This window comes from Exiguobacterium sp. s181 (assembly GCF_018617125.1).
Taxonomy (GTDB): Bacteria; Bacillota; Bacilli; order Exiguobacteriales; family Exiguobacteriaceae; genus Exiguobacterium; species Exiguobacterium profundum.
In genome coordinates this window covers 42,259-66,353 of sequence record NZ_JACSJM010000004.1, presented here as the reverse complement: position 1 = coordinate 66,353, position 24,095 = coordinate 42,259, and the positions used below count along the sequence as shown (strand labels likewise).

The window sequence follows — 24,095 nt, the reverse complement described above, 5'->3', positions numbered from 1 at the left end:
GGAATGGACATGGAACGTTGGAACACACGTCAAATCATTGGATTTATGATTATCTTATTTTCAGTCGGACTCTTCATCGATATTGTGACGGGTGGCAATAGCGTCTTATTCAGCATGATCCTCCCGCTGCTTCTCCTCTATATCGGGCGACGGTTCAGTCGTCGTGGCAAGCAGTCTGCTAGCTATATTTTTTACGCAATTGGGGGAATCCTCTTGATTGGCTTGATCTTCTCATCTGCGGCATTCGGATTCGTGCTCTCCGGACTCCTCCTGTTATTCGGCTATCGACTCTATAAGAATCGACCGGTCGAATCGAAAATCCGGACACCCCTTCGTCAAGAACAAGCCTTCTCATTTGGGATGAAGGAATCGGGGCACTATGTGTTACGTGATACGAATGAGTTCTTTTTACTACGGGATGTCGAGATGGATTTGTCACAAGCCATCATTCCGGAAGGAGAGACGTTCTTACTCCTCAATGGACTCGCAGGAGATATTCGAATCCTCATTCCTGCAGGGTATGACTATTCGATTGACGCGTCGATCGGCTTCGGTAAAGTGCAGGTTGATGACTCGAACTATTCGCCGGTTTTCAATCGTCGCTTCTATATAGCGTCTGATGATTATGTCCAGGCCACGCGAAAAGTCCGGATTCATATCGTGCTCATGAGCGGAAGTGTCGAGGTGATGACGGTATGAAAAAAGATTCTTATCCACGAACGGTCGTCTGGCATCAACTGTTTAGTAGCTTGTTGACGGCTTTCTTGATCACAGTAGCGTTTCTCATAGGTGACTCGACTTCATTGAGCGATTTATTTTCGCGTGAAGAAGGGTTGCCTTTCGGTGTGTCCATTCTGGTGATTGCCGTCTTGATCGGAAGTATCTTTGGCGTCGGTTCGTATTTTTATTTGCGCCGAGACTTTCGAGAAGTCGCCAATGCCCTTTGGAAACTGGAGAATCAAAAAGACATCACTTTCCGCCCGATGTCCCCTTACCGAGATACACTCGAACGAATCGTCCGCGTATCGAAACAGCGCCAAGAGATGGTCGAGATGGCGAAGCGAGTCGGTGAGCGTCCGGTCAGTGTGGAAGAGGCGCGGAGTGAGGCCGTCGTAGAAGAAAGACGTCGCGTCGCACGAGAACTTCATGATTCGGTGAGTCAACAGCTCTATGCCATCTCGATGATGACGACAGCGGTCAAACAGACGATGCAGACGAAACCAGATCTCGCGAGTAAACAAATGGAACAAGTCGAGCTCATGGCGCAGACCGCACAGGCAGAGATGCGTTCGTTGCTGTTACAACTACGACCGGTCGAATTAGAAGGCATGACACTCAAGACGGGAATCGAACGCTTGTTAGAAGAACTGTCTCGTAAACAATCGACCGAGCTCGTCTGGCGTTTAGAGGAAGTGAAGCTCTCCCGGCACACTGAAAACGAACTGTTTCGGATTGTTCAGGAAGCGATTAGTAATACGTTACGACACGCCAAAGCGACTCGTTTAGAAATCGAGATGCGAACCGTGCAGCAGACGGTCATTTTAAAGATTAACGATGATGGGATCGGATTTAATGTGGACGATACACAAGTCGCTTCATATGGATTACAATCGATAAGAGAGCGCACGGCAGAAGTCGGTGGAACGTTGCGATTAGTCAGTGTGCCGAATGTCGGGACACAAATTGAAGTACGTGTGAAACAACAAGTGGAGGGGTAATGATGATTCGAGTTGTATTAATTGATGATCATGAAATGGTTCGGGCGGGCGTATCTGCCTTTTTATCGACACAACCGGACATCGAAGTCGTGGGCGAAGCATCGGACGGAGCGATAGGAGCGGAGCTTGCGATTGCGGAGAAACCGGATGTTGTCCTCATGGACTTGGTGATGGAGCCCGTTGACGGAGTCGAATCGACGAAACGAATTAAAGCAAGTTGGAAAGAAGCGAAAATTTTGGTCGTGACGAGTTTCTTGGATGATGAGAAAGTGTATCCCGTCATCGAAGCCGGTGCGATGAGCTATGTCCTCAAGACAGCAAACGCCAATGAAATCGCAGATGCGATTCGTCAAACCGCTGCCGGTAATCCGGTCATGGCCGCCCAAGTGACAGGAAAGATGCTCGAACGCCTGCGTCATCCGGAAATGACCCTTCATGAGAGTCTTACTGCTCGGGAACGAGAAATTTTGCAACTGATGGCGGAAGGCAAGTCGAATCAAGTGATTGCGGACGAATTGTTCATCTCACTCAAAACAGTGAAGACACACGTGTCGAACATCTTGACGAAGCTTGACGTCTATGACCGGACCCAGGCAGTCGTCTATGCGTTCCAACATAACTTGGTCAGTAAAGGATGAACCGTCTCCCTGTGATTGAAACGGAGCGCCTCCGACTGCGACCTCTCCAAATGGAGGACGGTCCGCACGTATTCGCCATCTTTTCAGATGAACACGTGCTACGCCACTACGGAATGGAGCCACATCTTACGTTAGAAGAAACGGAACAGATGCTGACGCATATGCTCGCACAAATCGAAACAGGTGCGATCATCCGTTTTGCAATCGAGCATCGCGAATCAAAAGCGTTAATCGGGACAATCGGTTTTCACAATCGAGCTCCTTCGCACCGTCGTGCCGAGATCGGTTATGAACTTAGACCGGAATATTGGAGTGCAGGCTATGCGACAGAAGCACTTCACGCGGCACTTCAGTTTGCTGTGACGTGTGAAATTGAACGGGTTGGTGCCATTGTCTATGTCGAGAATCTCGCATCGCAACGCATGTTAGAGAAGAATGGATTCGTTCAAGAAGGTAGACTACATAACTATATGCGTCAGCGGGGACAATCTCATGACGTGTATGTCTATAGCTATATGACCCATCAGCCAGTCTGAGCACACCGACCACAAGCGGTGTGCTTTTTTCGTTTGTAAGAGAAATAAAATGGGAACCAACTAGAAGTGAGTCAATCAAAGGAGGATGATGAGATGAAAGCAGCATATATCGAACAATATGGCGGATCAGACGAATTCAAAGTAGGTGAACTTGAACAACCGACGATCGGTGCAGATGACGTATTGATTGAGGTTCATGCCGCAAGTGTCAACCCGGTGGATTGGAAGCTCCGTGAAGGATACTTGAAAGAAATGCTTCATTTCGAGATGCCACTCGTCATTGGGTGGGATGTATCGGGTGTCATCAAAGAAGTTGGGGCGAATGTGACCGAGCTCGAGGTGGGGAATGAAGTATTCAGTCGTCCGGATATTGCACGACAAGGCACATATGCCGAATACGTCGCGGTCGATGCGCATCTCGTCGTCAAAAAACCAACTTCACTGAATTTCGAGGAGGCCGCATCACTTCCGCTCGTCGCCCATACGGCATGGCAAGTCATGTTCGAAGTGATGGATGCCAAACCGGGTGATCGCATCTTCATCGGAGCTGGATCAGGTGGTGTCGGGACAGTAGCCATCCAGCTCGCGAAAGCACACGGTTTGTATGTCGTCACGTCGACGAGTACGCCGAACGTGGACTGGGTCAAAAACCTGGGAGCGGACGAGGTCATCGACTATAAACAACAAGACCCGGCAGAGGCCGTCCGCGATCTTGATTTCGTATTTGATACGATGGGGGGCGACGGGCAGGGTAAACTGTATCGAATGCTTAAAGAGAATGGGATGCTCGTCTCCATCTCCACACCCCCGAATGAAGAGGAAGCCAAACAGGCGAAGGCCCGTGCCGAGTACGTCTTTATGCAACCGACAGGGGAGCGTTTGAAAAAAATTGCGGAAGCTGTTGAAAAAGGCGAACTGAAACCTGTGATTGACCGGGTCTTTGATTTAGAAGACACGAAACTTGCTCATGACTATGGAGAAGAAGGGCATGCCAAAGGCAAAATCGTCATTCGAGTGAAATGATAAAAAAGAGGTGGATTTCCGGAACACGCTCTGGAAATCCACCTCTTTTTATTAAATTTGATAAGCTACCTTATTTGGAGGTCAGCCTTTTTTCTGTGCTTGTATTTGTTCATCGATTTCGGATAGGTAGGTCCAACGTTCCATCTTCGCATCGAGTGTTTCTTTCAGTTCTGCGATTGTTGCGTACAACTCATTGACTTTACCAAGGTCGCTACCCGCTGATGCAAGTGTCACTTCTTGCGCTTCAATCTGCTCTTCAAGTGCGGCGATGTCTTCTTCGATCGTGTCCCATTCCTTCTGTTCTTTGAAGGTGAATTTCACGACCTCCGACTTCACGCGTTCCTTTTTCTCTTTAGGTTCTTTCTCTTTCTTCACTTGACGAACCTCTTCTTGTCGCATGGCCAGGTAGTCACTATATTCTGCGTGATACACCTGGATGATCCCATCTTCGAAGGCAATCAACTGTCCGGCGATCCGATCTAAGAAATAGCGGTCGTGACTGACGGCGATGACTGTACCTGGGAATGATTCTAAATAGTCTTCTAAAACAGACAACGTCTCTGTGTCCAAATCGTTCGTCGGTTCATCGAGGAACAAGACGTTCGGTTCATCCATGAGAATCCGCAGGAGGACAAGGCGTCGTTTTTCGCCACCAGATAGCTTCGCAATTGGTTTGTATTGCGCGTCCGGTGAGAAAAGGAAACGTTCGAGCATCTGCCCCGCCGTGATGACCTCGCCGTCCGGCGTATGAATGACTTTGGCGATGCGTTCGATCTCATCGATGACCCGTCGTGACTCGTCTTCAAATTCGACTTGTTGTCCGTAATAGCCTAAATAAACAGTTTCTCCGTGCACGATCGTACCGTTTGTCGGTTCTAGGCGCTTGGCGAGCAAGTTCATGAGTGTTGATTTCCCACTCCCGTTCGGTCCGACGATTCCGTAGCGTTCACGGCGACCGAAAATCCAATTAAACTGCCGAATGAGAAGGGAGTCGTCGTATCCGAAAGACAAATCTTCGACTTCGATGACCTTTTTGCCGAGACGTCGTGATCCGACCGAAACGTCGAGCGTCTCGTCTTCTGCTAAGCTCTCTTGATGTTTCAAGTCTTCGACGCGTTGAATGCGTGCCTTTTGTTTCGTTGTCCGGGCTTTCGCGCCTCGACGTAACCAGGCGAGTTCGCGACGTAATATATTCTGTCGTTTCTGTTCCATCGATTGTGCCCGCGCTTTGCGCTCGGCACGCTTCTCGAGAAAGAGTTCATAGTTCCCGTTATAGAAGTAACTCGTTCCATCCGCAATCTCCAAAATGTGATTCGTGACACGATTCAAGAAATAGCGGTCGTGGGTGATGAGCAGGATGGCTCCTCGGTAATCGGCAAGCATCGTTTCGAGCCATGCGATTGTATCGGCATCCAGTTCGTTCGTCGGCTCATCTAAAAGGAGCAAGTCCGCTTCATCGAGTAACGCTGCGGCGAGCGCGACTCGCTTTTGTTGCCCCCCAGACAAGGCGTTCACATCGATTGACACGTCAGGAAGACCGAGCCGGTTCAAAATCGACTTCAGTTTTGCTTCCGTTTCCCAAGCGTCTGCGGCATCGACGGCCTGTTGGGCTTTCATGAAGCGTTCAAGTAATTGCTCACTTGTCGGGTCCGCTTCGAGTGCTTGCCGGGCGCGTTCGAACTGTTTCAACGCTTGAACGGACGGAGTGTCACTTGTGAACAAAGCGTCTAGAATCGTTTGTCCTTCGTTAAATTGAACCGTTTGAGTCAAGTAGCGAATCCGATAATCGTTCGGGTGCTGCATCGTGCCTCGATCTGCTGTCTCGGTACCGGCGATGATTTTCATGAACGTCGATTTCCCCGAACCATTCACGCCGATAATCCCGATACGGTCTCCGGGATGGATTGTCATCGTCACATCATCAAATAAGACTTTGTCGGCAAACTCTTTATGAATGCCTTCAATCATTAATAAACTCATGCGTTCTCTCCTTCAAGCTGTTGACGAATGGCCGCCTCGACCGTCGCTGCGATTTCCTTGTTCGGCAAATCGGCCGGATCAATCGCAGGTAAGAATGTGACCTCGACCGTTGCCGGGGTGATTCGATTTTTGGCTTCTAACAATTTATAACTGCCTTGAATCGCGACTGGAACAATCTTCGCACCACTTGATGTGGCAAGCGTCAAACTTCCAGCTTTAAACTCCTTCATCGGTCCACCTTTTGAGCGTGTGCCTTCTGGGAAGACAATCATCGATTGACCGGATTGAATCGTTTCGACTCCGGAACGAATGGCTTGAATCGATTGCCGACGGTCACTCCGGTCGATGAAGATACATCCCATCAATTCCATCCAACGTGGGATAATCGGGAATTTTTGAACCTCGATTTTTGAGATAAACGCTTTCGGTCGTTTCGTGGCGGTCAACATGATCGGGACATCGAAGTTTCCTTGGTGGTTCGACACGTAGACGACGGGTTCATCCGGAATCTGGTCTTGGCCATGGACACGGACGTCTGCACCTGCGATTTTTAGTAGAAACTGTGCCCATTTATAAGCGATATCTTGTACGTAACGGTAACGTTTCGGTGTTTCGATTTTTTTCGCTTTCTGTAAAAACGGGACGGTGATCGGTAATACGGCAAAAAATGAGAAAAACCATACAGCTGTTCGAATCATTCTATTCTCTCCTCTCATGATGACAACAAGAAAGAGTCTTCTTCTCTTGACGAGAATCCGACCCTTCGGCATGAATCCTTATTCCCAAAAGCGAGAATCGCTCTCTTCTTCCTCTTCTTCGAGCTCGAACGTAATGCGTTTATTCACAGGATCGACGACGAAATAGGCGCCGTCTTGCTCGATACTTTTGATTTGCATGGCCTGGTCACTTCCGATTTCGAGAGTGAGACGGATTCGATTGTCATCATCGACGAGCAAAATGCCGTCCTCTTTTAACCAGAGCTCCATGACAGGTGAATAACGAAGTAGCCATTCATTCGATAACGGGATTTCATTCATACGGTTGTGTGCCTCCTGCGATTATAAATCCATTGTACGATGTCTGTTCCTACATAGGATACCAAATGTGGCGAGGGAAGACGAGCGTTATGTAGAGCGTTTTCGAGTCGTAGAGTGCATTCTGTCCACGACGCGTTTGATTCGTTTCTGGTTCCGTCTTTCTACAAAATACTCGTTTGCCTGCATGAAGAGTTGTTTGAAGGAAGAGAGTCCCATGGCAATCAAGACGGCGAATAGAAATGTCCCGATTGGATCTTTGTACAATTCAGTCTGGAACAAGAAAGCAAGTCCTACGATTGATAAAATGGTCGTGAGAAAATAAAAAATCATAGCGGAGTCTCCTTTTCTTAAAGGGTATGAAAGAAAAAGGCATGGTCTTTTAATCGTATTCGACTTTTTGAAGGAAAATCCTGTTATGTATTCCAAAGAAAAAACGCCTTCAGTTGGCTGAATGGCGTTTACTCTTGGGTCATGTAAGTCGAAGATGACGAAACGTTCGTATCGACACCGTTTGAGAAAATAAAACTGAGTGATGCGAGCAATGCGAAAAAGGCGACAAGTAATCCTTTTGTAAAACGTTTTGCAAAAGAACGAGACTGTATATCAAACATTTATTATCCCCCGATCAATCCTAAATGAAACCTTATCTATACTGGACACTTCCTATATAATAACGTTTTCAAAAAAAGGATACTAGCAGAAAAAAAGGCGTTCACAAAATTGTCACAAAATTTTAATAAATCATGTGAGTTCATTAAACAATCGCCATTTCAACTGTCTCAAAACACGTTCACATTTTCGACACATTTATTCAAAATGTTGAAAGAGAACATGATATGATTAGGAACGTGTGTAGATAGGTATACTGACAGTAATAGCTTAGAAAAGGATGTGGGTGTAATGGCATTGCGCGCAGGAGAAGTAGTAGATTTAGTCGCGGAACGTTCTGCTGATTTTGGAGTATTCATTAGTAACGGCCGCGAAGAGGTGCTCCTTCACCGTAAAGAACAGACAGAAGAAGTGACGATCGGTCAAACAGTTCGCGTCTTCTTATATCATGATTCAGAAGGACGTCTCGCATCAACGATGACGATTCCGACCGTTTCATTTGATGAGTATGAATGGTTTGAGGTAACGGGCGTCCGGTATAACACAGGGGTCTTCGTGAATATCGGAATTCAAAAGGACGTTCTCGTTTCAATGGATGACTTACCGGAGAACCGGTCGTATTGGCCGCAGACAGGCGATCAATTGTGCATTCGCTTGAAGTATGACCAAAAAGGACGTTTGCTTGGGGACCCTGCACCATATGCGTTCTTGAACTTGTTGGCACGACCGTCGAAAGAAGAATGGAACAACCAGGACGTGCAGGCCATCGTCGTCAATAAACGTGAAGTGGGCGTCAACGTATGGGTCGAAGGCGAATCACTCGGTTTCTTGCATGAGGCAGAGATGACGCGTTGGCCACGTCTCGGAGAACAGTTGACCGTTCGTGTGACACAAGTCAAACAAGATGGTACGGTCCTCGTTTCGATGAAGCCACGTGCGTACGAGGCGATTGATGGTGATGCGGCGAGCATCCTCTCGTATATTGAAGAACGTGGAGGACAAATGCCATACGGAGATAAGACATCACCTGACATCGTCGACCGTGAATTCGGGATGAGTAAAGCGGCATTTAAACGAGCGCTTGGAAAACTGTTGAAAGAGAAGCAAGTTGAAAAGCTCGACAACGGCTACAAATTGAAATAAGATAACTCATGTTCGGGTGACATGAAAAAGTTTGAAAATGTATTTCTTTCATTTTAGGAAGAAATACGTTATAGTTAATAAAGTTGACTATGAGGAAACATTGAGAAAACGTCTGTAGATCTGTCAAACTGAACTCAGACGTTTTTTGTATGAACAAAGGAGAATATAATTTGACAAAATTTCAAGACTTACAATTAAGTGAAGCATTAGTAAAAGGTGTACACAAAATGGGCTTCGAGGAAGCTACACCGATCCAAGCTGAGACAATTCCTGTCGCACTCACGGGAGTGGACGTATTAGGACAAGCACAAACAGGTACAGGGAAAACAGCAGCTTTCGGTATTCCGACAATTGAGCGAATCGATTCAAAGGCGCGTCAAGTCCAAGCACTCGTTCTTGCACCGACACGTGAACTTGCGATTCAAGTTGCAGAAGAATTAAACAAAATCGGTGAAACGAAGCGCGTATACGCACTTCCAGTATACGGTGGTCAACAAATCGACCGTCAGATCCGTGGTTTGAAAAAGAACCCGCAAATCGTCGTAGCGACACCAGGACGTCTCATGGACCACATGAAGCGTAAGACAATCAAACTCGATGACATTCAAACAGTCATCTTGGATGAAGCGGATGAAATGCTCAACATGGGCTTCGTTGAAGATATCGAAACGATTTTGGCAGGTCTTCCTGAAGAGCGCCAAACGCTTCTCTTCTCGGCAACGATGCCACCACAAATCAAAAAGATTGCTGAGCGCTTCATGAAGTCGCCGACAATCATCAAAGTGAAAGCGAAAGAAATGACGGTTGAGAACATCAACCAACAATTCATCGAATTGCGCGAAGGTCAAAAATTCGATACGCTTTGCCGATTGATCGACATCGACTCACCAGAACTCAGCATCATCTTCGCTCGTACGAAGAAACGTGTAGACGAAGTGACAGAAGCACTCATCAAACGCGGATACACTGCAGACGGTCTTCACGGAGACTTGACGCAATCGAAACGTGACCAAGTTATTCGTCGTTTCAAAAACGGAACAATCGATATCTTGGTAGCGACAGACGTTGCGGCACGTGGACTTGATATTTCAGGTGTCACACACGTTTACAACTTCGATGTACCACAAGACCCAGAAAGCTACGTACACCGTATTGGTCGTACAGGTCGTGCTGGTAAGACGGGTACAGCCCTCACGTTCATCACGCCACGTGAATTTGGACAAGTGAAGGCAATTGAACGTGTAACGAACAAACGCATGAACCGTCGTCATGTACCGACAATCGCGGAAGTACTTGAAGGAAACCAAAAGCAAGCAGCTGAAGAATTGATCGAACGCGTTCAAGCGGGCGACTTCAAAGCTTACACGCAACTTGCGACAGAACTTCTTGAAGAGTACGAAGCAGTTGAAATTCTCGCTGCTGCCCTCCGTGGATTGACGAAAGAGCCAGATTCAACACCTGTTGAAATCTCGTACGCTGAACCAGTTCGTGTGAAACGCCAAGGTGGCCGTGGTGGCGATCGCGGTGGATACCGTGGTCGTAACGACCGTCGTGGCGGTGGCGGTGGCCGTGGTGGCGATCGTCGTGGTGGACGCGGTGGCGAACGTCGTGATGGACGTAGCGGAGACCGTAAAGGATCATTCCGTGGTGACGATCGTCGTCGCTCGGATGACCGTGGCCCACGCCGTCCGCGTGACTAATCATCGTGAAATGCCGCATTTCCTTAAGTGGATTTGCGGCATTTTTTATTGTGTCGTGCTACACTAGTTGAGTAGAGATAGAAGGATGAGGTGTCAACGGATGGTGGAATTAAGTTTCGGTCTCCTTGTGTTGCTTGGTTGTGTAATCGCACTCAAACCAATCGTGTCAAAGACAGACCGTCCTAATTTTCGTTATATCCCCGTGGCGACATTGTTATTTGGAGCGATGATTTTTTTAGTGTTAGCCATTGGAGTAGGCGGAAAGATGGGCATTGCATATGGCGTGGTGAGTATCGCCTATTTTATTGCTTGTTTCGGTGCCTATATGTATGTACACACGCGAACGAGCTGATTGTAGCTCGTTTTCGCATTTAACGAAGAGGTGATGAATTGTGGATGCGGTAGAAGTGATGGTCCATCCTGAAGAAGTGATGGTGACGTATGAACCAATCCTTGGGGCGGCGACGTTTCAAGTGGAAGGATATATGGTACATGGACGATTCCGAGGAGAATCATTGACACCGTTTTTTTATGATGATGACGTTCCCCTCGAGTATCAATTAGACATCGCCCAACGAATGGAGCAACTCGCGGCAGCACAACTTCGTGACGCCAAACCATTCGTCACGTTCAGGTGCCGGTCGGAATGGATTCTCGAAGAAGGGGGAGAGACCTTTTTAGCCCCACTACGTGAACTCAATTTTCCGTTACACCGTATTTATGTGACCTTACAAGGGACAGACTTGGTCGACGTCCCGCGACTGTCACGCGTCATTCAATACTATCGGTCCTATGGATTGAAAATTGCATTAGATTTTGCCGAATCCACGAGTATCGAAGACATCATGACGCTTGCGCCAGAACTATTGCTCGTCGACCTTGGCACGATGATTGAGAAAAAGACGTTGTCGGTCACCTATCCGAACATGCTTCAGACGATGGAGTACATCGCTTCGAAGCTCGGTGCCCCGCTTCTTTACAAATCCATCGACCACATCGGACAGCTTCGTTACGCGTGGCAGCACGGTGGTCGCTATTACATGGGTGGTCTACTTGGGTCGGAAGATGAGATCCCTCAACGAGAAATCAAAGGAATGGGTGTGTTGGCACAAGAAGTGCCTTCCTTCTTTTTACATGACCAGAAACGACTGAATCGCTTGTACGAGCTTGAATTTGAATTACATCACCGGATTGGAGAACTCGTTCAATCTGGAAAGTGGTCGAGAGACAAGAAAGACGAGTGGATTCAATTCATCGCCCCAAAACTCGAAGAGGTGTTTGTTCGTTATTATATAACGGATAAGACAGGTTTCCAGACGAGTGCGAACGTCTACTGCGTGAATGGAGAATGGCGTGTCGATAATACGTATCGGGGCTATAACTGGAGTTTCCGACCGTATTTCATTCAGACGATGGCGGCGATGGATGTTCGAGGGCGAGGCTATTTATCGGGAGACTATCGTGATTTCAGTTCGAATGAAGTGACGCGAACCTTTAGCTATCCGTTACCGGACGGCATGTTCTTATTTGCCGACATCTCTGAAGAATATTTATATCAAAATCGATTATTGGATTGAAAGGAAGATGGACGATGCTAGATTATGATTACGATGCATTGCGCGAAATCGGGCGAATCGTCGCACTTGCGCGAGATGAGATGGCGAAAGCCGTTAAGCCCGGTATGACAACAAAAGAATTAGATGCGATCGGGCAACGTATTTTAGAAGAAGAAGGTGCAGCTTCTGCACCGATTACGATGTACGAATTTCCAGGTTACACATGTATCTCGCTCAATGACGTTGCTGCCCATGGTATTCCGGGAGATGAAGTCATTCAAGAGGGCGATATCGTCAATGTCGACGTCTCCGCTGTGAAGGATGGATATTATGCCGATACGGGGCGTACAGTGATTGCGGGGGCGGCGAAGTCACCCCAGCACGAACGTTTGGTTGAAGTATCCTTGACTTCATTAGAAGCGGGACTCAGCAAGGTCAAGGCGGGTGTGAAAGTCAATCAGATTGGGAAGGCAATTTACGCTGACGCGAGAAAGAATGGATTCACGGTCATCCGGAACTTGGCCGGACACGGACTCGGTCGGACATTGCACGGGGAGCCAGAGACGATCTCGAACTATTATAGTCGCGAAGAAAATCAGTTATTAAAAGCCGGGCAAGTGATTGCTGTTGAGACGTTCATCTCGACAAAGGATGAAATCGTCTATCAATCGGAAGAGGATGGTTGGACGCTCTTCACTCCGAACAAGAGTCTTGTTTCGCAGTTCGAGCATACAGTTGTTGTCACAGAAGATGGATATGAAGTGTTAACGGGATCGTTCCGTTAACGTAAAAAGGTGTGGTTCTCGTGAACCGCACCTTTTTCATGTTTGCAATGTAATCACTTCTTCGCGTAACCGTTCAATCACATTCCAATCTGGTTGTACGGAATCCGGAAGAGTCAACTTTCCATTCTCCACTTCAAGCGGGGTATCGAGTAAATCTTGCTCGAAATAAGCGCTCGTGCCTGACATGTCCGCGGGGAAGCTCGCGCCGCTTAACGAAGCAAACAAGAGTGTATGATATCTTCCGATACCGGATTCATACATGCCACCGACCCAGTATGGCGTTCCGTGTTTTCGAATGTGGAGCGCCTCGCTAAGCCCACCGACACGTGCGGGTTTAATGTTGACGATTTTTCCGGCACCAAGCTGTGCCATCGTATCCACGTCGTCATAAGACGTGATGGATTCGTCGAGACAAATGGGGGTCGTGAGTTTTGCTTGGAGAGCCGCTGATTTTGTGAATTGTCGGCTTGGGTACGGTTGTTCGATCATCAATAACCGATGGGCATCGAGTTGTTCGAACCATTCCATTGGTTGATCGGACGCACTTCCGTTTAAATCAATCATGAGAGGCGCGTCAGGGAAGACCGCGCGAATCTCACGTAGGGCAGGAACCAGTTCATTAGGAGATGCCTTTAATTTGATGCGTTCGAATCCGTCAGCTAATGCCGTCTCGATGGATTTCATCGTTTGATTCAGTAACCCAATCCCGATTGTTCGTCCGCAGGAAACGGAATCTCCGGCGCTCATGAATGACTTGAGTGATTTGTTCGCGCGCGTTGCTTCAATCTCCCAGAGTGCACTTTCCCACATCGCCTTTGCCATGTGCTGACCGATGATGGACGAGACCAAGTTCGGAAACACGTCCGTCGTGACCGTCATCCCTTTCAATAAATTGAGAATTAGTTTAGACGTATCGATCATGGATTGGGTCGTTTCTTCTGTATACCAAGGTGTTTCGAAAGCGGCACCTTCTCCGTATCCGATGACACCGTCTACGGTTTCTAGACGAAGGATGAGCGTTCTTCGGACAGATAAGACGGCGTGTGCCGTCACAATCGGGTGTTTAAACGTCAAAGGGACGATGGAAAGCTCAGCACGTTTGATCATGACAGTAGCTCCTTTAAGCGATGGCGCATTAATTTTCCGTTCGCGTTTCGTGGTAAACTCGGTGCGTGGTGGATGACGATCGGGTGCTTATATTTAGCCAACTGTGAATCGAGAACATGCTGCATCTCGGCTGGTTCATAGGAGCCGACGACGAAGGCGATCGGGACTTCTCCCCAAGTCGGATGCGATTGTTTCGTGACGCCGACGTCTTGGACGCCGGCACAGCGTAACATGGCGGCTTCGATTTCAGCCGGATAAACATTTTCACCACCAGACAGAATAAGGTCGGTTCGGCGATCGTGTACATATAAATAACCATCCCTCATCGTGCCGAGGTCACCCGTTCGCCAATAACCGTCGGGTGTCCAAGCATCTGATTCAGGTTGTTCGAAGTATCCCTTCGTCACAGTTGGTCCCTTTACTTCGATTTCTCCGTCTGAATTAATTCGAATTCTTGTTGGGGCGATTGCCTGACCACTCGAACCGATATGCGAGAGCGCTTCGCTCGGGAGCAGCGTGGCGACTTGAGAGCATGTCTCGGTCATCCCGTATGTCTGAGCAATCGGTAACTGCCGTCGTTCTGCTTCTTCTAGTAATGAGCGCGGGACGGGCCCGCCTCCGACGAGTAACGTGCGAAGATGATGCTTCTTCAGACCGGCATCGAGCAGTCGTTGCAGCATAATTGAGACGAGTGACAGTTGGGTGATGCCTTCTGTCTCGATGACGTGAAGTGTTCGATCGACATCGAATCGTGGCTCGACATAGAGCGTCGAACCGATGATGGCACTCCGATACACTTGAGACAGTCCACTCATGTGAAAGAGCGGGGTCACCGCGAGCATCCGGTCTGATGGACGATAGTCCAAATGCGCTTCAGCAGCACGGGCGCTAGCGAGGTGATTCCCGTACGTCTGTTGCACTGCTTTGGCTCGACCCGTCGTTCCGGACGTAAACATGAGAGACATGGTTTCATCTTCATTCCACTCATGGGGCACGGTGAAACATGAAGTGGACCGACGTGTGATTAGGAGTTGGGTGATAGACAAATTGATTTCTACGTCAACGAGAAGGAGGTCCACTTTTGCTGTTTGTAACTGAGTGCGCACTTCTTCTTCGGTCAGCCGTGTGTTCAACGGCACAAGCACTTTTCCGAGCAGATGTACTGCATGGACGGCGATGACATAGTCTTTGCTGTTTTTAGCGAATATGCCAATCCGTTCGGCGGTGGGCGTCTGTTCATGGATGAACTGGGCGAGTTGAAGGCTTTCCGTGCGTAGCACTGCCCATGTCAATCGATCGTCAGCTGTCACAAGGGCGAGATGTGACGCTGGGTGTTTCCGAATCCATTCATACATAGCTGTCACCTCCAAAAAAAGAGTAGCGAAATCACTACTCTCTCAACAATTAAGGGAAACGTGGGAATTGACCGAAGTCAGGGTCACGTTTTTCTTTGAACGCATCGCGTCCTTCTTTTGCTTCATCTGTCGTGTAGTAGAGAAGCGTTGCGTCTCCAGCGAGTTGCTGAAGTCCGGCAAGACCATCTGTATCTGCGTTCATTGCTGCTTTCAAGAAGCGAAGCGCTGTAGGTGAGTGTTGTAAGATTTCTTGGCACCACTTGATCGTTTCTGCTTCGAGTTGATCGAGTGGGACCACCGTGTTGACGAGTCCCATGTCGAGTGCTTCTTGTGCATCGTATTGACGGCAAAGGTACCAGATTTCACGAGCTTTCTTATGGCCGATGATCCGTGCCAAGTATCCAGAACCATATCCTGCATCGAACGAACCGACTTTCGGACCTGTTTGTCCGAAGCGAGCGTTGTCCGCTGCAATCGTCAAGTCACAGACGACATGAAGGACGTGTCCTCCGCCGATTGCGAAACCTGCGACCATGGCGATGACCGGTTTTGGAATGACACGAATCAAGCGCTGAAGGTCGAGGACGTTCAAGCGTGGGATTTCATCTTCCCCGACATAGCCGCCATGTCCACGAACTTTTTGGTCCCCACCTGAACAGAATGCCTTTTCGCCTTCACCTGTCAAGATGATGACGCCGACTTCTTTATCGTCGCGCGCGCGAGCGAATGCATCAATCAATTCATTGACCGTCAACGGACGGAATGCATTGCGCACTTCGGGACGGTTGATGGTGATTTTGGCAATCCCGTTCCACGTTTCATATTTAATGTCTTCATACGTTCGGACCGATGTCCAGTTCGCTACTGATTCCATTTTAAATACCCCCTAAAATCAATTTCTTTATTATTGTACCAAACTCTGATGCATTCTCGATATGAGGAGCATGCCCTGCGTTTGAAATTTCATAGATTTTAATATCTGGTCGCTTTTCCTGCATGTGTCTTGCGATGGCTTTGAACTTGAAATCGTCTGATCCGACAATCAAATCGGTACGGGGGAGATGTTGTAATGTGCCCCATAACGAGGGCATATGTCCCGTACCGATTGACCGCAAACTGTTTGCGAGGGCATTCGGGTGTTGGGCAAGCCGATCTTTTCGGAGTGAACGTTTCATGTCTTCTGTCTGTCGCCAAAGCGGAAGGTTCTCCCAACGATTGACGAATGCAGCGATGCCCTCGGTTTCGATCAAGTGAGCCAATTCTGCATCTTGGCGGCGGCGTGCGGCTCGTTCCTTAGAAGTGAGCAGACCGGGAGTCGTGCTGATCCCGATGACATGTTCGACACGCTCGTCGCATGCGGCGAGTGTCAATGCGATTCTCCCACCGAGTGAATAGCCGACGACTGTCCAAGGTCGGTCGTCCGTATCCAGTAAGCGGGACAAATCCTTAACTTGCTGACTCATTGTAGAACGATTGACTGAAGGGTGCTCCGTTGCGCCATGTTGGAGGAGCGACGGTGACACAAGACGAATCGGTAATGCAGGGAGCGAATCGACCCAATGGGCGTTTCCGGTGAATCCGTGTAAACATAACACCGGTTTTCCCTCACCGCGATGAATCACTTCATAACGGACGCCACGTAAATCGATGTTCATGATTCGTTCTCCGTGATGAGGCGAGCGCAGACAGATTGTGTCCAACTTCGATGGATCGTCACATTCTCTTCGCGATTCGATGGGAATTCGATTAAATGAATGCCATCTTCAATCGCTTCTTGAATTTCATCCGGTCGTTCGATTAGACGATACGATAAGCCATATGTGTCAGCGAATCCACGGATATTTAAATCAAGCGGTGTGCCGAACAAATCTTCGAACAACTGTGTGTCGACAGAAGCCTGCGGGAGGAAGGAAAATATCCCTCCACCGTTATTGTTAGCAATCACGACGGAAAATTTTCCGGGATGATGCTTTAACAGTTGCAAGGCGTTGCTATCGTGATAGAACGCTAAATCACCAATCAATAAAGCGCCGTGAGACGTATCATAACTGCTTCCGAGTGCAGTGGATAACACACCATCAATTCCGTTTGCGCCTCGATTGGCGAGAACGTGTATATTCGTGCCGGCAGACAGTGATGTATCTATATCTCGAATCGGCATGCTATTACTGACGAATAGACGCTCAATCGATGTATCGAGCAATCGTTTCGTCAATTCCGCTTCACCTTGAAGTGACGATTTTGCAGACTCGGCAACCTCTTCAAAAAAGCGTAAACGTTCAAGGTACCGAGGTTCGTTTACGGATGTGATGAGCGGTAGAAAATCGAGTGCGTCGCCGTAACAGATGGTGGCTCGGCTACTTGGGTCGCGATAAGATCCCGGTTCATCGATGACGAGTTGATCCGCCATGGCCATCCATTGATTGAAGCGTTTCGAAACAGGTGCAGCCCCGAAACGGACGAACACCTCAGGCAGCCAATCTGTCCGATGCTCACTCGCGAGCCACGTGTCATAGTTGGTCAAGACGCCGTCGAAACGTCGCATGCCACTAAGAGGATCGGCAAAAATCGGGATCTGTCGTTCGGAAGCGAATTCAACAATGGATTTCTGCCAAGATGTCGGGGTGTAAGGTCCGACGACGAAGGCGAGTCGTTTTTGACTCGTGCATTCCGAGAAAATGTTTTTGTCTGCTTGTGTCGGCCGAATGCGCTGTCGTTCTGGCAAGACAAGGTCAGCTTTTAACATCTGTTTCAATGACTCGAGGTCAGGAAGCAGAGGCTCTCGAAACGGTACATTCAAATGAACGGGTCCCATCGGTGCTTGCATTGACAGATTCGTGAAGCGGGTAATCGTTTGTTTCATAAACGATAACGTTGTCTCCTCTGGAACAGGCAAATCAATGCTCGTCTTCACTTGTTCACCGTAGAGTCGGACTTGATTGATTGCTTGTGGAGCCCCGACATTACGCAGTTCATGGGGACGGTCGGTTGTCAGTACGACGAGTGGCAACTGCGATATGAACGCTTCCGTCACAGCCGAAAAGTAGTTTGTCGCTGCCGTTCCACTTGTGCAAATCAATGCGACCGGGCGAATTGTTTCTGACGCACGGGTCAGTCCAAGAGCGAAAAAACCGGCAGATCGTTCATCGACGATGATGTGATGACGAATCTGAGGATGAAGATATGCCGCTACAGCGAGCGGAGTCGAGCGGGATCCTGGGCTGATGACCACGTCTTTTACACCGGACGCAACAAGCCGATTTACCATGGATGCGACCCAATCGGTCAAAATCTTATTCATCTAGGGTGCCTCCTTGATCGTGTAAATCAAACTGCAAAGCTTGTTTGATTGGACTCATTTTTATTTCTGTTTCTTCGAGCTCTTGCTCGAGTGCAGAGTCTTTCACAATCCCACATCCAGCATACAGTGCGACGAATTGGTGTTGGACGAGTGCAGAGCGGATTGCCACGACAAACTCGCCGTCGCCTTCATTGTCTACCCAACCAAACGGAGAACCGTACCACCCGCGGTCGAATCGCTCGATTTCACGAAGTAATCGGACCGATGTCCGCTTCGGAGAGCCGCCGAGTGCTGGCGTTGGATGTAGCGATTCCGCAAGTGACAGCAAGGAAGCGTTCGTTTCGAGTGTCGCTTGAATTGGTGTGTATAGATGGAACACCGAGCGATTGGTCAAAATTTGTGGTACATCTCGTGTTTGAATCGGTGCAGTATAGGGCGTCAACGCCTGCTTAATGTCTTTCACGACAATTTGATGCTCCTCACGATTTTTTGAATCGTTTAAGAGTTTCTCTTTCGCAAGATCGGCCTCGATCTCGGTCTTCGGACGCTTGATTGTCCCTGCGATGGCGGCCGTGTTCAGTCGCATGCCCTCTTTTTGAATTAAGCGCTCAGGAGTTGCCCCGAAGAACCCGATGTCACGTTTTGGCTGGTATAAATAGATGTAACTGGATTCTTGATGATCCGCTAAATGCTTCAAACTTTTTGAGAAGGGGAACGCATCATCGGAACGCTGATATATTTCTTCGCGGGCGATCACGATTTTTTCAACCCGTTCTTCTTCAATCAACTGTTTCGCCTGTTGGAAACTGGACTTGAAGTGATCGACCCCATCTTTCATTCTCGTATAAGATGGCGTCGCTTCTTCCGTCGGACGAAGTGAACTGAACTGGGCCAACTGATCTGCCAATTGAATCAAATACTGTTCGACCGACTGCTTCGAAGAGACGAGGGTGGCGACTGTCAACGTATGTCGGTCTTTGTAGCGGCGGTATAAAAATTTTGGTACGACGAGTGATGCCTCCCCAAAGGCATCCCACATACTTTTTTGTGGTCGCATAAACGTGTCGAATGAAAAACCGGCGAACGCGTGGATTGTCGCATCGACATCTCGTCGGTGAAGACTCCAATCGTATTGAAGTCGCTGAAATCGTTCGGGTCCAGAAGCGCTCAAGACGAGTGCGTCTCCGCAACCGAGCATTTCGAGTGTTCGGTCTGGTGTCATGAAATAATAGTGGGACGTATCGGTGTTCTGGATGATTTGAAAAGCATCGAACGCCGAGATTTCCCATGTGTATGATGCGAGGACAGGCCGTTGCCAAGCTCGCGCCCGTTTATGGGCCTGCTCAATTCGCTGTTTTATATGTGTTTGAGTATCTGGCATAAAAGAAAAGCCTCCTCAATCCGATAGAATTCTCAATCTTTAGTGTATCATGAGTTCGCAATACACCTGCCTATGAAATGCTCGGGAAATGATCAAGAATCTAGGATAATGGGCTGGCGTTGACAGATTTTTTCATCGAGACGTAAACTAACGAAGGGAGGGAACGAAATGAAACAGAAATCGAAAGGGGCATATTGGCGAATGATTCGCCCGCATACCCTGACCGCAAGCTTTATTCCGGTCTTGCTCGGGACGTTCATCGTCCTCGATCAAACCGAACTCAAGTGGGGACTTTTCCTTGCCATGTTAGTGGCATCTGTCCTTATTCAAATCGCGACGAACTTATTTAACGAGTATTATGACTACAAGCGTGGTCTTGATCATGAGGGGTCTATCGGGATTGGGGGCTCCATCGTCCGTGACGGATTTACACCGCAGCAAGTATTAGCGGTGGCGCTCGGCATGTATACGATTGCGGCACTACTCGGGCTCTACATTGCGGCATCCACAAGCTGGCATTTGCTTTGGATCGGCGCCTTGTCTATGCTTGTCGGCTACTTATATACTGGAGGGCCGCTACCGATTGCCTATACGCCGTTTGGTGAAATTGTCGCGGGGCTATTCATGGGATATGTCATCATCGGGATTGCCGGCTTTATCCAAATCAATACGGTGACGACGGAGTTGCTACTCGTGTCGTTCCCGATGGCCTTGTTGATCGGAGCAATCTTGCTTGCGAATAACATCCGCGATTTAGATAACGATAAAGAGAATGGTCGAAAAACGATCGCATGTCTAGTCGGTCATCGACGTGCGGTGTATGTATTGGCCGCATTCTTTATCGCGGCATTAATCGGCATCATCTTAGCGGTCGTAATATATGGCGTCACTCCGTGGGTCTTGCTGTCGCTCTTTACGGTGCCGGTCATGGTCCGGGCGATTCAACGGTTTTGGCAGAAGGCAGAGCCGGCCGCATTGATGCCTGCGATGGCGATGACAGCGAAAGTGAACACGCTGTTCGGAGCATGGATGGTCATCGGACTCATCGTTTCAAGATTTGTGTTGTAAAAAAAGAGGAGGCGTTAACGTGTCAGTCGTAAAAGAAATGCTTGCATTCAATAAACGTTTCGTAGAGGAAAAACAGTACGAACCGTTCGTATCTGATAAATTCCCAGATAAGAAAATCGTCATTTTGACGTGTATGGATACACGTTTGACAGAACTGTTACCTCAAGCGCTAGGACTTAAGAACGGAGACGCTAAAATCATTAAAAATGCGGGTGCAGTCTTGTCGCATCCGTTCGGTTCGGCCATGCGCTCCATTTTGGTCGCTCTTTATGCGCTAGGAGCAGAAGAAGTTGTCGTCGTCGGACATTACGATTGTGGGATGGCGGCGATTGAACCGACTGTCGTCATCGAAGAGATGGAGCGTCGTGGAATCGACCCGCAAACGTTGAAGACGCTAAAGTCTTCAGGAATGGATTTGGAGCAGTGGCTCCATGGATTTGATTCAGTTGAAGAGAACGTCGTTCATTCTGTTAACCTGATCAATAACCATCCACTGTTACCACCAGGAACGAATGTACACGGATTCGTGATTGACCCGGCGACGGGACGTCTTGATCCGATCGAAGCATAAGAAAGGAGCGCGTTCAGTTTGAACGTGCTCCTTTTGGGTTATCCGTACGTATTCGTCGGGATGTCATCATAGTTATCTTCTTCTTGCTTTTGTTTCGCTTTCTTTTTGTTCTTTTTGAAGTCGCGTTCGTATTCCTGTTCGCTCGGTGTCTTGAAGAAACGCATCCATGTCGCGTTGATCTCAGATCCGATTAAAATGATCATCCCGGTTAATTGTAACCAGAGCAACGTGACGATGATTCCTCCGAGTGACCCGTAAGTCGAGTCATAACTTCCGAAGTTTGAAACGTATAGGTTGAAACCGAATGAGACGATTTGCCAACCGATGACACCGAAGATGGCACCAGGGATGGTACTTTTCCAAAAGACGTGCTGTTGTGGAGATACTTTATAAAAAATCGAAAGCGTCAAAATGAGGACAACCGTCGTAAGGACATATCGGAACACGTTGATCATCATTTCTTCGGCTCCGGTAATGTTGACGGGTAAATACTCAGTGACGAATGAAATGATTTGAGACCCGAACACGTTCGATAGAATCAGCAGTAGCATCCCGAGTCCAAGCAATATCGTCAATCCGAGTGCCAATCCTTTTTTGACGAAAAAGTTACGTTCATTGTCTTCACCATAAGCATGAAGTGACGTCGTGATCAGACGGTCTACCCCTTTTGAGGCGGACCAAATGGCCAAAATCGCACCGAGCGACAAGAGACCGCCTTGTGGTTCGCCAATCGCCTCGAAAATTCCCGTTAGAAACCCGGAAGCGGCGGACCCGGGTGCCAAATCGTTCAATTGATTTTGAAACGAATCTTGTGAGACATCAAAAAAGGACAAGAGCGCCAAAATAAAGATGATTCCAGGAAAAATGGATAAAAACCAAAAGAATGCTAGGGTAGCCCCGTAGTCTTGTACATCATGCTCTTGAAATCTTCGAAATAACTCTTTCCCAAATGAAAGCCAATTCTTTTTTTCCTTCACTTCTGTCATTGCCATTATAAAACCCTCCTAACTCGATCGTTAAAAAACGTTTCCCGATTTCGGCAGGGTGTACACCTGATTACTCCTCGGATAAGGTCAAATCGTAAAAACGTTCCTCATGTAAGGCGAGTTTTTCAGCAAGTGAAGGTGGACGAACGGGGAGATGAGGGAGTGCAGACCGTTTGATCCACATCGGTGTATACGATCCGTTAGTCTGTTCCTCTTGAAACTCTTCACCTGTTCCGGTCCCGAATTCGCCACCTGTCATCTTCGCCCAATAATAAGGATTTAACTCGTTATTGAATGCGACGTAGGCAGCGACACCTTCTAGTTCCACGTGAACACCGAGTTCTTCAAATGCTTCACGTACGGCCGTCTCTTCTGTTGTGTGCCCATATTCGACTCCGCCACCTGGGAAAACGTAATAGAGGACGTTTTCTTTTTCGCGACGGATCAAAGCCACTTCATCTCGATCATTCATTAAAATGATCGCGCTTCTTAATTTCGTTCGAACCAATGAGATCGTTCCTTTCGTTCCTGTGATTTTGCACAAAACGCATCGACGATTCGCCGATGCGTTCTTTTCATTCTTGCGTAGGTTGTTCTAATGATGCGTACATCTCTTGCGTCAATCCGTTCTCATGAGAGGCGATGACTTTTCCTGCGACGCGCATGCCCAATCGAAGCGCCTCTTCAATCGAGTGTTGTTTCATGAGCTCCGAGATGACAGCGGAGAAGAATGAATCACCCGCCCCTGTGGAGTCGGCGACTTTCACTTTTGTCGTCGGGACGTGACCTTGTTCGTTCGTACGAAGGTCGACATATACAGCGCCAAGCTCACTCATCGTGACGATTGTGAGGGGAGCACCTTTCATGGCGAGTACTTCCGCGACGCGAAGGGCATCGTCCACTGTAACGATTGACATGTCGGACAAAATTTCCGCTTCCTCGCGACTGCAGATGAATCCTGTGAATCCTTGAAGCAAATGACGGTTTCGTTCGATGACGGATAGATGGCCACAGACACCATAAAGCGGTAAATCCATTTCACGGCATAGTTCAATCGTCTCGTTCAAGACGTTGACCGATAAGTCTAAATCGATGGCGACCGCGTCGCTCTCTTCGAAGACCGTATCGATTTGACGTAAAATCGCTTCTTCCATACGGGCTTCGTCTGGTTGTTTCGAAATAGATGTTTGAAGATCACCGTTGTTGTCCATTACAGCGAGCCACATTCCCATACCATTATCGTCAAGCATGTCGACCCCATCGACGTTTACATTCAAGCAACGTAACTCTTCGAGGACACCGACACCGATTTGGTCGTTCGTGACGGTCGAGACGAAGCGGACATCGTTGCCGAGCACACCTAAGTTTTGAGCAACGTTTCGACCTGTTCCGCCATTGGAAAAAGTGATGTCGCCGACATTCTTCGCATCTTTGTGGAGCGGTGCGAAGGAAGTCCCTTTAATATCGACAAACACCTTGCCGATGACTGCAATCGTATTCATATCTTGTACCACCTTTAGTCAATCTTTCGATCTGTTTCAGTCTGTAGACACATTGTTTCAATTATAACGAAATCGACATATTGTTTCAATCATCGATTC

Annotated in this window: 26 protein-coding genes; 12 read left to right on the top strand and 14 right to left on the bottom strand. The window is 48.2% G+C overall.

The window, feature by feature from the left end; genetic code table 11:
• Positions 1 to 9 precede the first annotated feature (9 nt).
• From liaF to KNO70_RS13270, 5 genes are all read left to right on the top strand, one after another.
• Positions 10 to 699, top strand: a complete 690-nt coding sequence (gene liaF / locus KNO70_RS13290) for a cell wall-active antibiotics response protein LiaF (protein ID WP_214812709.1) — start codon at positions 10 to 12, stop codon at positions 697 to 699.
• Complete coding sequence (locus KNO70_RS13285) at positions 696 to 1,718, top strand: sensor histidine kinase (protein ID WP_015880837.1); 1,023 nt, start codon at positions 696 to 698, stop codon at positions 1,716 to 1,718. Before liaF ends, KNO70_RS13285 begins: the two co-directional genes overlap by 4 nt.
• A gap of 2 nt (positions 1,719 to 1,720) precedes the next feature.
• On the top strand, positions 1,721 to 2,356 hold the full coding sequence (locus KNO70_RS13280) for a response regulator (RefSeq protein WP_214812708.1): 636 nt from the start codon (positions 1,721 to 1,723) through the stop codon (positions 2,354 to 2,356).
• Positions 2,353 to 2,892, top strand: coding sequence for a GNAT family N-acetyltransferase (locus tag KNO70_RS13275; RefSeq protein ID WP_214812707.1), 540 nt, complete (start codon positions 2,353 to 2,355; stop codon positions 2,890 to 2,892). Before KNO70_RS13280 ends, KNO70_RS13275 begins: the two co-directional genes overlap by 4 nt.
• 93 nt (positions 2,893 to 2,985) lie before the next feature.
• Positions 2,986 to 3,915, top strand: coding sequence for an NADP-dependent oxidoreductase (locus KNO70_RS13270; RefSeq protein WP_214812706.1), 930 nt, complete (start codon positions 2,986 to 2,988; stop codon positions 3,913 to 3,915).
• A gap of 81 nt (positions 3,916 to 3,996) precedes the next feature.
• Here the strand turns inward: KNO70_RS13270 and KNO70_RS13265 are convergent, their stop codons facing one another.
• The 5 genes from KNO70_RS13265 to KNO70_RS13245 all read right to left on the bottom strand — a co-directional run bounded on the left by KNO70_RS13265 (position 3,997) and on the right by KNO70_RS13245 (position 7,543).
• A complete protein-coding gene (locus KNO70_RS13265; RefSeq protein ID WP_078146353.1) occupies positions 3,997 to 5,895 on the bottom strand; it encodes an ABC-F family ATP-binding cassette domain-containing protein in 1,899 nt (632 codons plus the stop codon).
• A complete protein-coding gene (locus KNO70_RS13260; RefSeq protein WP_214812705.1) occupies positions 5,892 to 6,593 on the bottom strand; it encodes a lysophospholipid acyltransferase family protein in 702 nt (233 codons plus the stop codon). Before KNO70_RS13260 ends, KNO70_RS13265 begins: the two co-directional genes overlap by 4 nt.
• A 78-nt stretch (positions 6,594 to 6,671) precedes the next feature.
• Positions 6,672 to 6,932: a hypothetical protein gene (locus tag KNO70_RS13255; RefSeq protein WP_015880843.1), complete on the bottom strand. Its 261-nt coding sequence runs from the start codon at positions 6,930 to 6,932 to the stop codon at positions 6,672 to 6,674.
• A gap of 87 nt (positions 6,933 to 7,019) precedes the next feature.
• The gene (locus tag KNO70_RS13250) at positions 7,020 to 7,262 is read right to left on the bottom strand and encodes a hypothetical protein (RefSeq protein WP_031421071.1); all 243 of its coding nucleotides are present in this window, start codon (positions 7,260 to 7,262) and stop codon (positions 7,020 to 7,022) included.
• Positions 7,263 to 7,390: 128 nt separating this feature from the next.
• Positions 7,391 to 7,543: a hypothetical protein gene (locus KNO70_RS13245; RefSeq protein WP_015880844.1), complete on the bottom strand. Its 153-nt coding sequence runs from the start codon at positions 7,541 to 7,543 to the stop codon at positions 7,391 to 7,393.
• 289 nt (positions 7,544 to 7,832) lie between these two features.
• Here KNO70_RS13245 and KNO70_RS13240 point away from each other — a divergent pair, with 289 nt between their 5' ends.
• The 5 genes from KNO70_RS13240 (at position 7,833) to map (ending at position 12,725) form a co-directional block, all read left to right on the top strand.
• Positions 7,833 to 8,684 carry a CvfB family protein gene (locus KNO70_RS13240; RefSeq protein WP_078146355.1) on the top strand — a complete coding sequence of 284 codons (852 nt, stop codon included), beginning with the start codon at positions 7,833 to 7,835 and terminating at the stop codon, positions 8,682 to 8,684.
• A 170-nt stretch (positions 8,685 to 8,854) separates the two neighbouring features.
• Entirely contained in the window at positions 8,855 to 10,384 is a 1,530-nt protein-coding gene (gene cshA, locus KNO70_RS13235; protein WP_078146356.1) for a degradosome RNA helicase CshA, read from the top strand.
• A 100-nt stretch (positions 10,385 to 10,484) separates the two neighbouring features.
• The gene (locus tag KNO70_RS13230) at positions 10,485 to 10,736 is read left to right on the top strand and encodes a hypothetical protein (protein WP_015880847.1); all 252 of its coding nucleotides are present in this window, start codon (positions 10,485 to 10,487) and stop codon (positions 10,734 to 10,736) included.
• Between the two features lie 40 nt (positions 10,737 to 10,776).
• The gene (locus KNO70_RS13225; RefSeq protein ID WP_214731981.1) at positions 10,777 to 11,961 is read left to right on the top strand and encodes an EAL-associated domain-containing protein; all 1,185 of its coding nucleotides are present in this window, start codon (positions 10,777 to 10,779) and stop codon (positions 11,959 to 11,961) included.
• 14 nt (positions 11,962 to 11,975) lie between these two features.
• Complete coding sequence (map, locus tag KNO70_RS13220; RefSeq protein WP_015880849.1) at positions 11,976 to 12,725, top strand: type I methionyl aminopeptidase; 750 nt, start codon at positions 11,976 to 11,978, stop codon at positions 12,723 to 12,725.
• Positions 12,726 to 12,761: 36 nt separating this feature from the next.
• On the opposite strand, the gene menC is transcribed toward map, so the two are convergent.
• From menC to KNO70_RS13190, 6 genes are read right to left on the bottom strand one after another with little or no spacing between them, the layout of a single operon-like run.
• On the bottom strand, positions 12,762 to 13,832 hold the full coding sequence (gene menC, locus KNO70_RS13215; RefSeq protein WP_078146358.1) for an o-succinylbenzoate synthase: 1,071 nt from the start codon (positions 13,830 to 13,832) through the stop codon (positions 12,762 to 12,764).
• On the bottom strand, positions 13,829 to 15,187 hold the full coding sequence (gene menE, locus KNO70_RS13210) for an o-succinylbenzoate--CoA ligase (protein ID WP_214685576.1): 1,359 nt from the start codon (positions 15,185 to 15,187) through the stop codon (positions 13,829 to 13,831). The genes menC and menE overlap by 4 nt, the downstream gene beginning before the upstream one ends.
• Positions 15,188 to 15,236: 49 nt before the next feature.
• Positions 15,237 to 16,061: a 1,4-dihydroxy-2-naphthoyl-CoA synthase gene (gene menB / locus KNO70_RS13205; RefSeq protein ID WP_015880852.1), complete on the bottom strand. Its 825-nt coding sequence runs from the start codon at positions 16,059 to 16,061 to the stop codon at positions 15,237 to 15,239.
• Between the two features lies 1 nt (position 16,062).
• Positions 16,063 to 16,842 carry an alpha/beta fold hydrolase gene (locus KNO70_RS13200; RefSeq protein WP_214685578.1) on the bottom strand — a complete coding sequence of 260 codons (780 nt, stop codon included), beginning with the start codon at positions 16,840 to 16,842 and terminating at the stop codon, positions 16,063 to 16,065.
• Positions 16,839 to 18,488: a 2-succinyl-5-enolpyruvyl-6-hydroxy-3-cyclohexene-1-carboxylic-acid synthase gene (gene menD / locus KNO70_RS13195; protein ID WP_214812704.1), complete on the bottom strand. Its 1,650-nt coding sequence runs from the start codon at positions 18,486 to 18,488 to the stop codon at positions 16,839 to 16,841. The genes KNO70_RS13200 and menD overlap by 4 nt, the downstream gene beginning before the upstream one ends.
• The gene (locus tag KNO70_RS13190; RefSeq protein WP_214812703.1) at positions 18,481 to 19,869 is read right to left on the bottom strand and encodes an isochorismate synthase; all 1,389 of its coding nucleotides are present in this window, start codon (positions 19,867 to 19,869) and stop codon (positions 18,481 to 18,483) included. The genes menD and KNO70_RS13190 overlap by 8 nt, the downstream gene beginning before the upstream one ends.
• A 168-nt stretch (positions 19,870 to 20,037) precedes the next feature.
• On the opposite strand from KNO70_RS13190, the gene KNO70_RS13185 reads away from it, so the two are divergent.
• Positions 20,038 to 20,937, top strand: coding sequence for a 1,4-dihydroxy-2-naphthoate polyprenyltransferase (locus KNO70_RS13185; protein WP_214685584.1), 900 nt, complete (start codon positions 20,038 to 20,040; stop codon positions 20,935 to 20,937).
• A 19-nt stretch (positions 20,938 to 20,956) separates the two neighbouring features.
• Positions 20,957 to 21,508 carry a beta-class carbonic anhydrase gene (locus KNO70_RS13180; RefSeq protein WP_078146364.1) on the top strand — a complete coding sequence of 184 codons (552 nt, stop codon included), beginning with the start codon at positions 20,957 to 20,959 and terminating at the stop codon, positions 21,506 to 21,508.
• Positions 21,509 to 21,546: 38 nt separating this feature from the next.
• Here the strand turns inward: KNO70_RS13180 and KNO70_RS13175 are convergent, their stop codons facing one another.
• The 3 genes from KNO70_RS13175 to KNO70_RS13165 all read right to left on the bottom strand — a co-directional run bounded on the left by KNO70_RS13175 (position 21,547) and on the right by KNO70_RS13165 (position 23,996).
• Positions 21,547 to 22,500, bottom strand: a complete 954-nt coding sequence (locus KNO70_RS13175) for a YihY/virulence factor BrkB family protein (protein ID WP_214685586.1) — start codon at positions 22,498 to 22,500, stop codon at positions 21,547 to 21,549.
• Between the two features lie 64 nt (positions 22,501 to 22,564).
• Positions 22,565 to 23,002 carry an NUDIX domain-containing protein gene (locus KNO70_RS13170; RefSeq protein ID WP_078146366.1) on the bottom strand — a complete coding sequence of 146 codons (438 nt, stop codon included), beginning with the start codon at positions 23,000 to 23,002 and terminating at the stop codon, positions 22,565 to 22,567.
• Positions 23,003 to 23,069: 67 nt separating this feature from the next.
• Complete coding sequence (locus tag KNO70_RS13165) at positions 23,070 to 23,996, bottom strand: carbohydrate kinase family protein (protein WP_015880860.1); 927 nt, start codon at positions 23,994 to 23,996, stop codon at positions 23,070 to 23,072.
• Positions 23,997 to 24,095 lie beyond the last annotated feature (99 nt).

Bases quoted from the DNA above. Each gene is read 5' to 3' on its own strand.
- liaF (WP_214812709.1), top strand. From the start codon at position 10: ATGGAACGTTGGAACACACGTCAAATCATTGGATTTATGATTATCTTA.
- KNO70_RS13285 (WP_015880837.1), top strand. From the start codon at position 696: ATGAAAAAAGATTCTTATCCACGAACGGTCGTCTGGCATCAACTGTTT.
- KNO70_RS13280 (WP_214812708.1), top strand. From the start codon at position 1,721: ATGATTCGAGTTGTATTAATTGATGATCATGAAATGGTTCGGGCGGGC.
- KNO70_RS13275 (WP_214812707.1), top strand. From the start codon at position 2,353: ATGAACCGTCTCCCTGTGATTGAAACGGAGCGCCTCCGACTGCGACCT.
- KNO70_RS13270 (WP_214812706.1), top strand. From the start codon at position 2,986: ATGAAAGCAGCATATATCGAACAATATGGCGGATCAGACGAATTCAAA.
- KNO70_RS13265 (WP_078146353.1), bottom strand. From the start codon at position 5,895: ATGAGTTTATTAATGATTGAAGGCATTCATAAAGAGTTTGCCGACAAA.
- KNO70_RS13260 (WP_214812705.1), bottom strand. From the start codon at position 6,593: ATGATTCGAACAGCTGTATGGTTTTTCTCATTTTTTGCCGTATTACCG.
- KNO70_RS13255 (WP_015880843.1), bottom strand. From the start codon at position 6,932: ATGAATGAAATCCCGTTATCGAATGAATGGCTACTTCGTTATTCACCT.
- KNO70_RS13250 (WP_031421071.1), bottom strand. From the start codon at position 7,262: ATGATTTTTTATTTTCTCACGACCATTTTATCAATCGTAGGACTTGCT.
- KNO70_RS13245 (WP_015880844.1), bottom strand. From the start codon at position 7,543: ATGTTTGATATACAGTCTCGTTCTTTTGCAAAACGTTTTACAAAAGGA.
- KNO70_RS13240 (WP_078146355.1), top strand. From the start codon at position 7,833: ATGGCATTGCGCGCAGGAGAAGTAGTAGATTTAGTCGCGGAACGTTCT.
- KNO70_RS13230 (WP_015880847.1), top strand. From the start codon at position 10,485: ATGGTGGAATTAAGTTTCGGTCTCCTTGTGTTGCTTGGTTGTGTAATC.
- map (WP_015880849.1), top strand. From the start codon at position 11,976: ATGCTAGATTATGATTACGATGCATTGCGCGAAATCGGGCGAATCGTC.
- menC (WP_078146358.1), bottom strand. From the start codon at position 13,832: ATGATCAAACGTGCTGAGCTTTCCATCGTCCCTTTGACGTTTAAACAC.
- menE (WP_214685576.1), bottom strand. From the start codon at position 15,187: ATGTATGAATGGATTCGGAAACACCCAGCGTCACATCTCGCCCTTGTG.
- menB (WP_015880852.1), bottom strand. From the start codon at position 16,061: ATGGAATCAGTAGCGAACTGGACATCGGTCCGAACGTATGAAGACATT.
- KNO70_RS13200 (WP_214685578.1), bottom strand. From the start codon at position 16,842: ATGAACATCGATTTACGTGGCGTCCGTTATGAAGTGATTCATCGCGGT.
- menD (WP_214812704.1), bottom strand. From the start codon at position 18,488: ATGAATAAGATTTTGACCGATTGGGTCGCATCCATGGTAAATCGGCTT.
- KNO70_RS13190 (WP_214812703.1), bottom strand. From the start codon at position 19,869: ATGCCAGATACTCAAACACATATAAAACAGCGAATTGAGCAGGCCCAT.
- KNO70_RS13185 (WP_214685584.1), top strand. From the start codon at position 20,038: ATGAAACAGAAATCGAAAGGGGCATATTGGCGAATGATTCGCCCGCAT.
- KNO70_RS13175 (WP_214685586.1), bottom strand. From the start codon at position 22,500: ATGGCAATGACAGAAGTGAAGGAAAAAAAGAATTGGCTTTCATTTGGG.
- KNO70_RS13165 (WP_015880860.1), bottom strand. From the start codon at position 23,996: ATGAATACGATTGCAGTCATCGGCAAGGTGTTTGTCGATATTAAAGGG.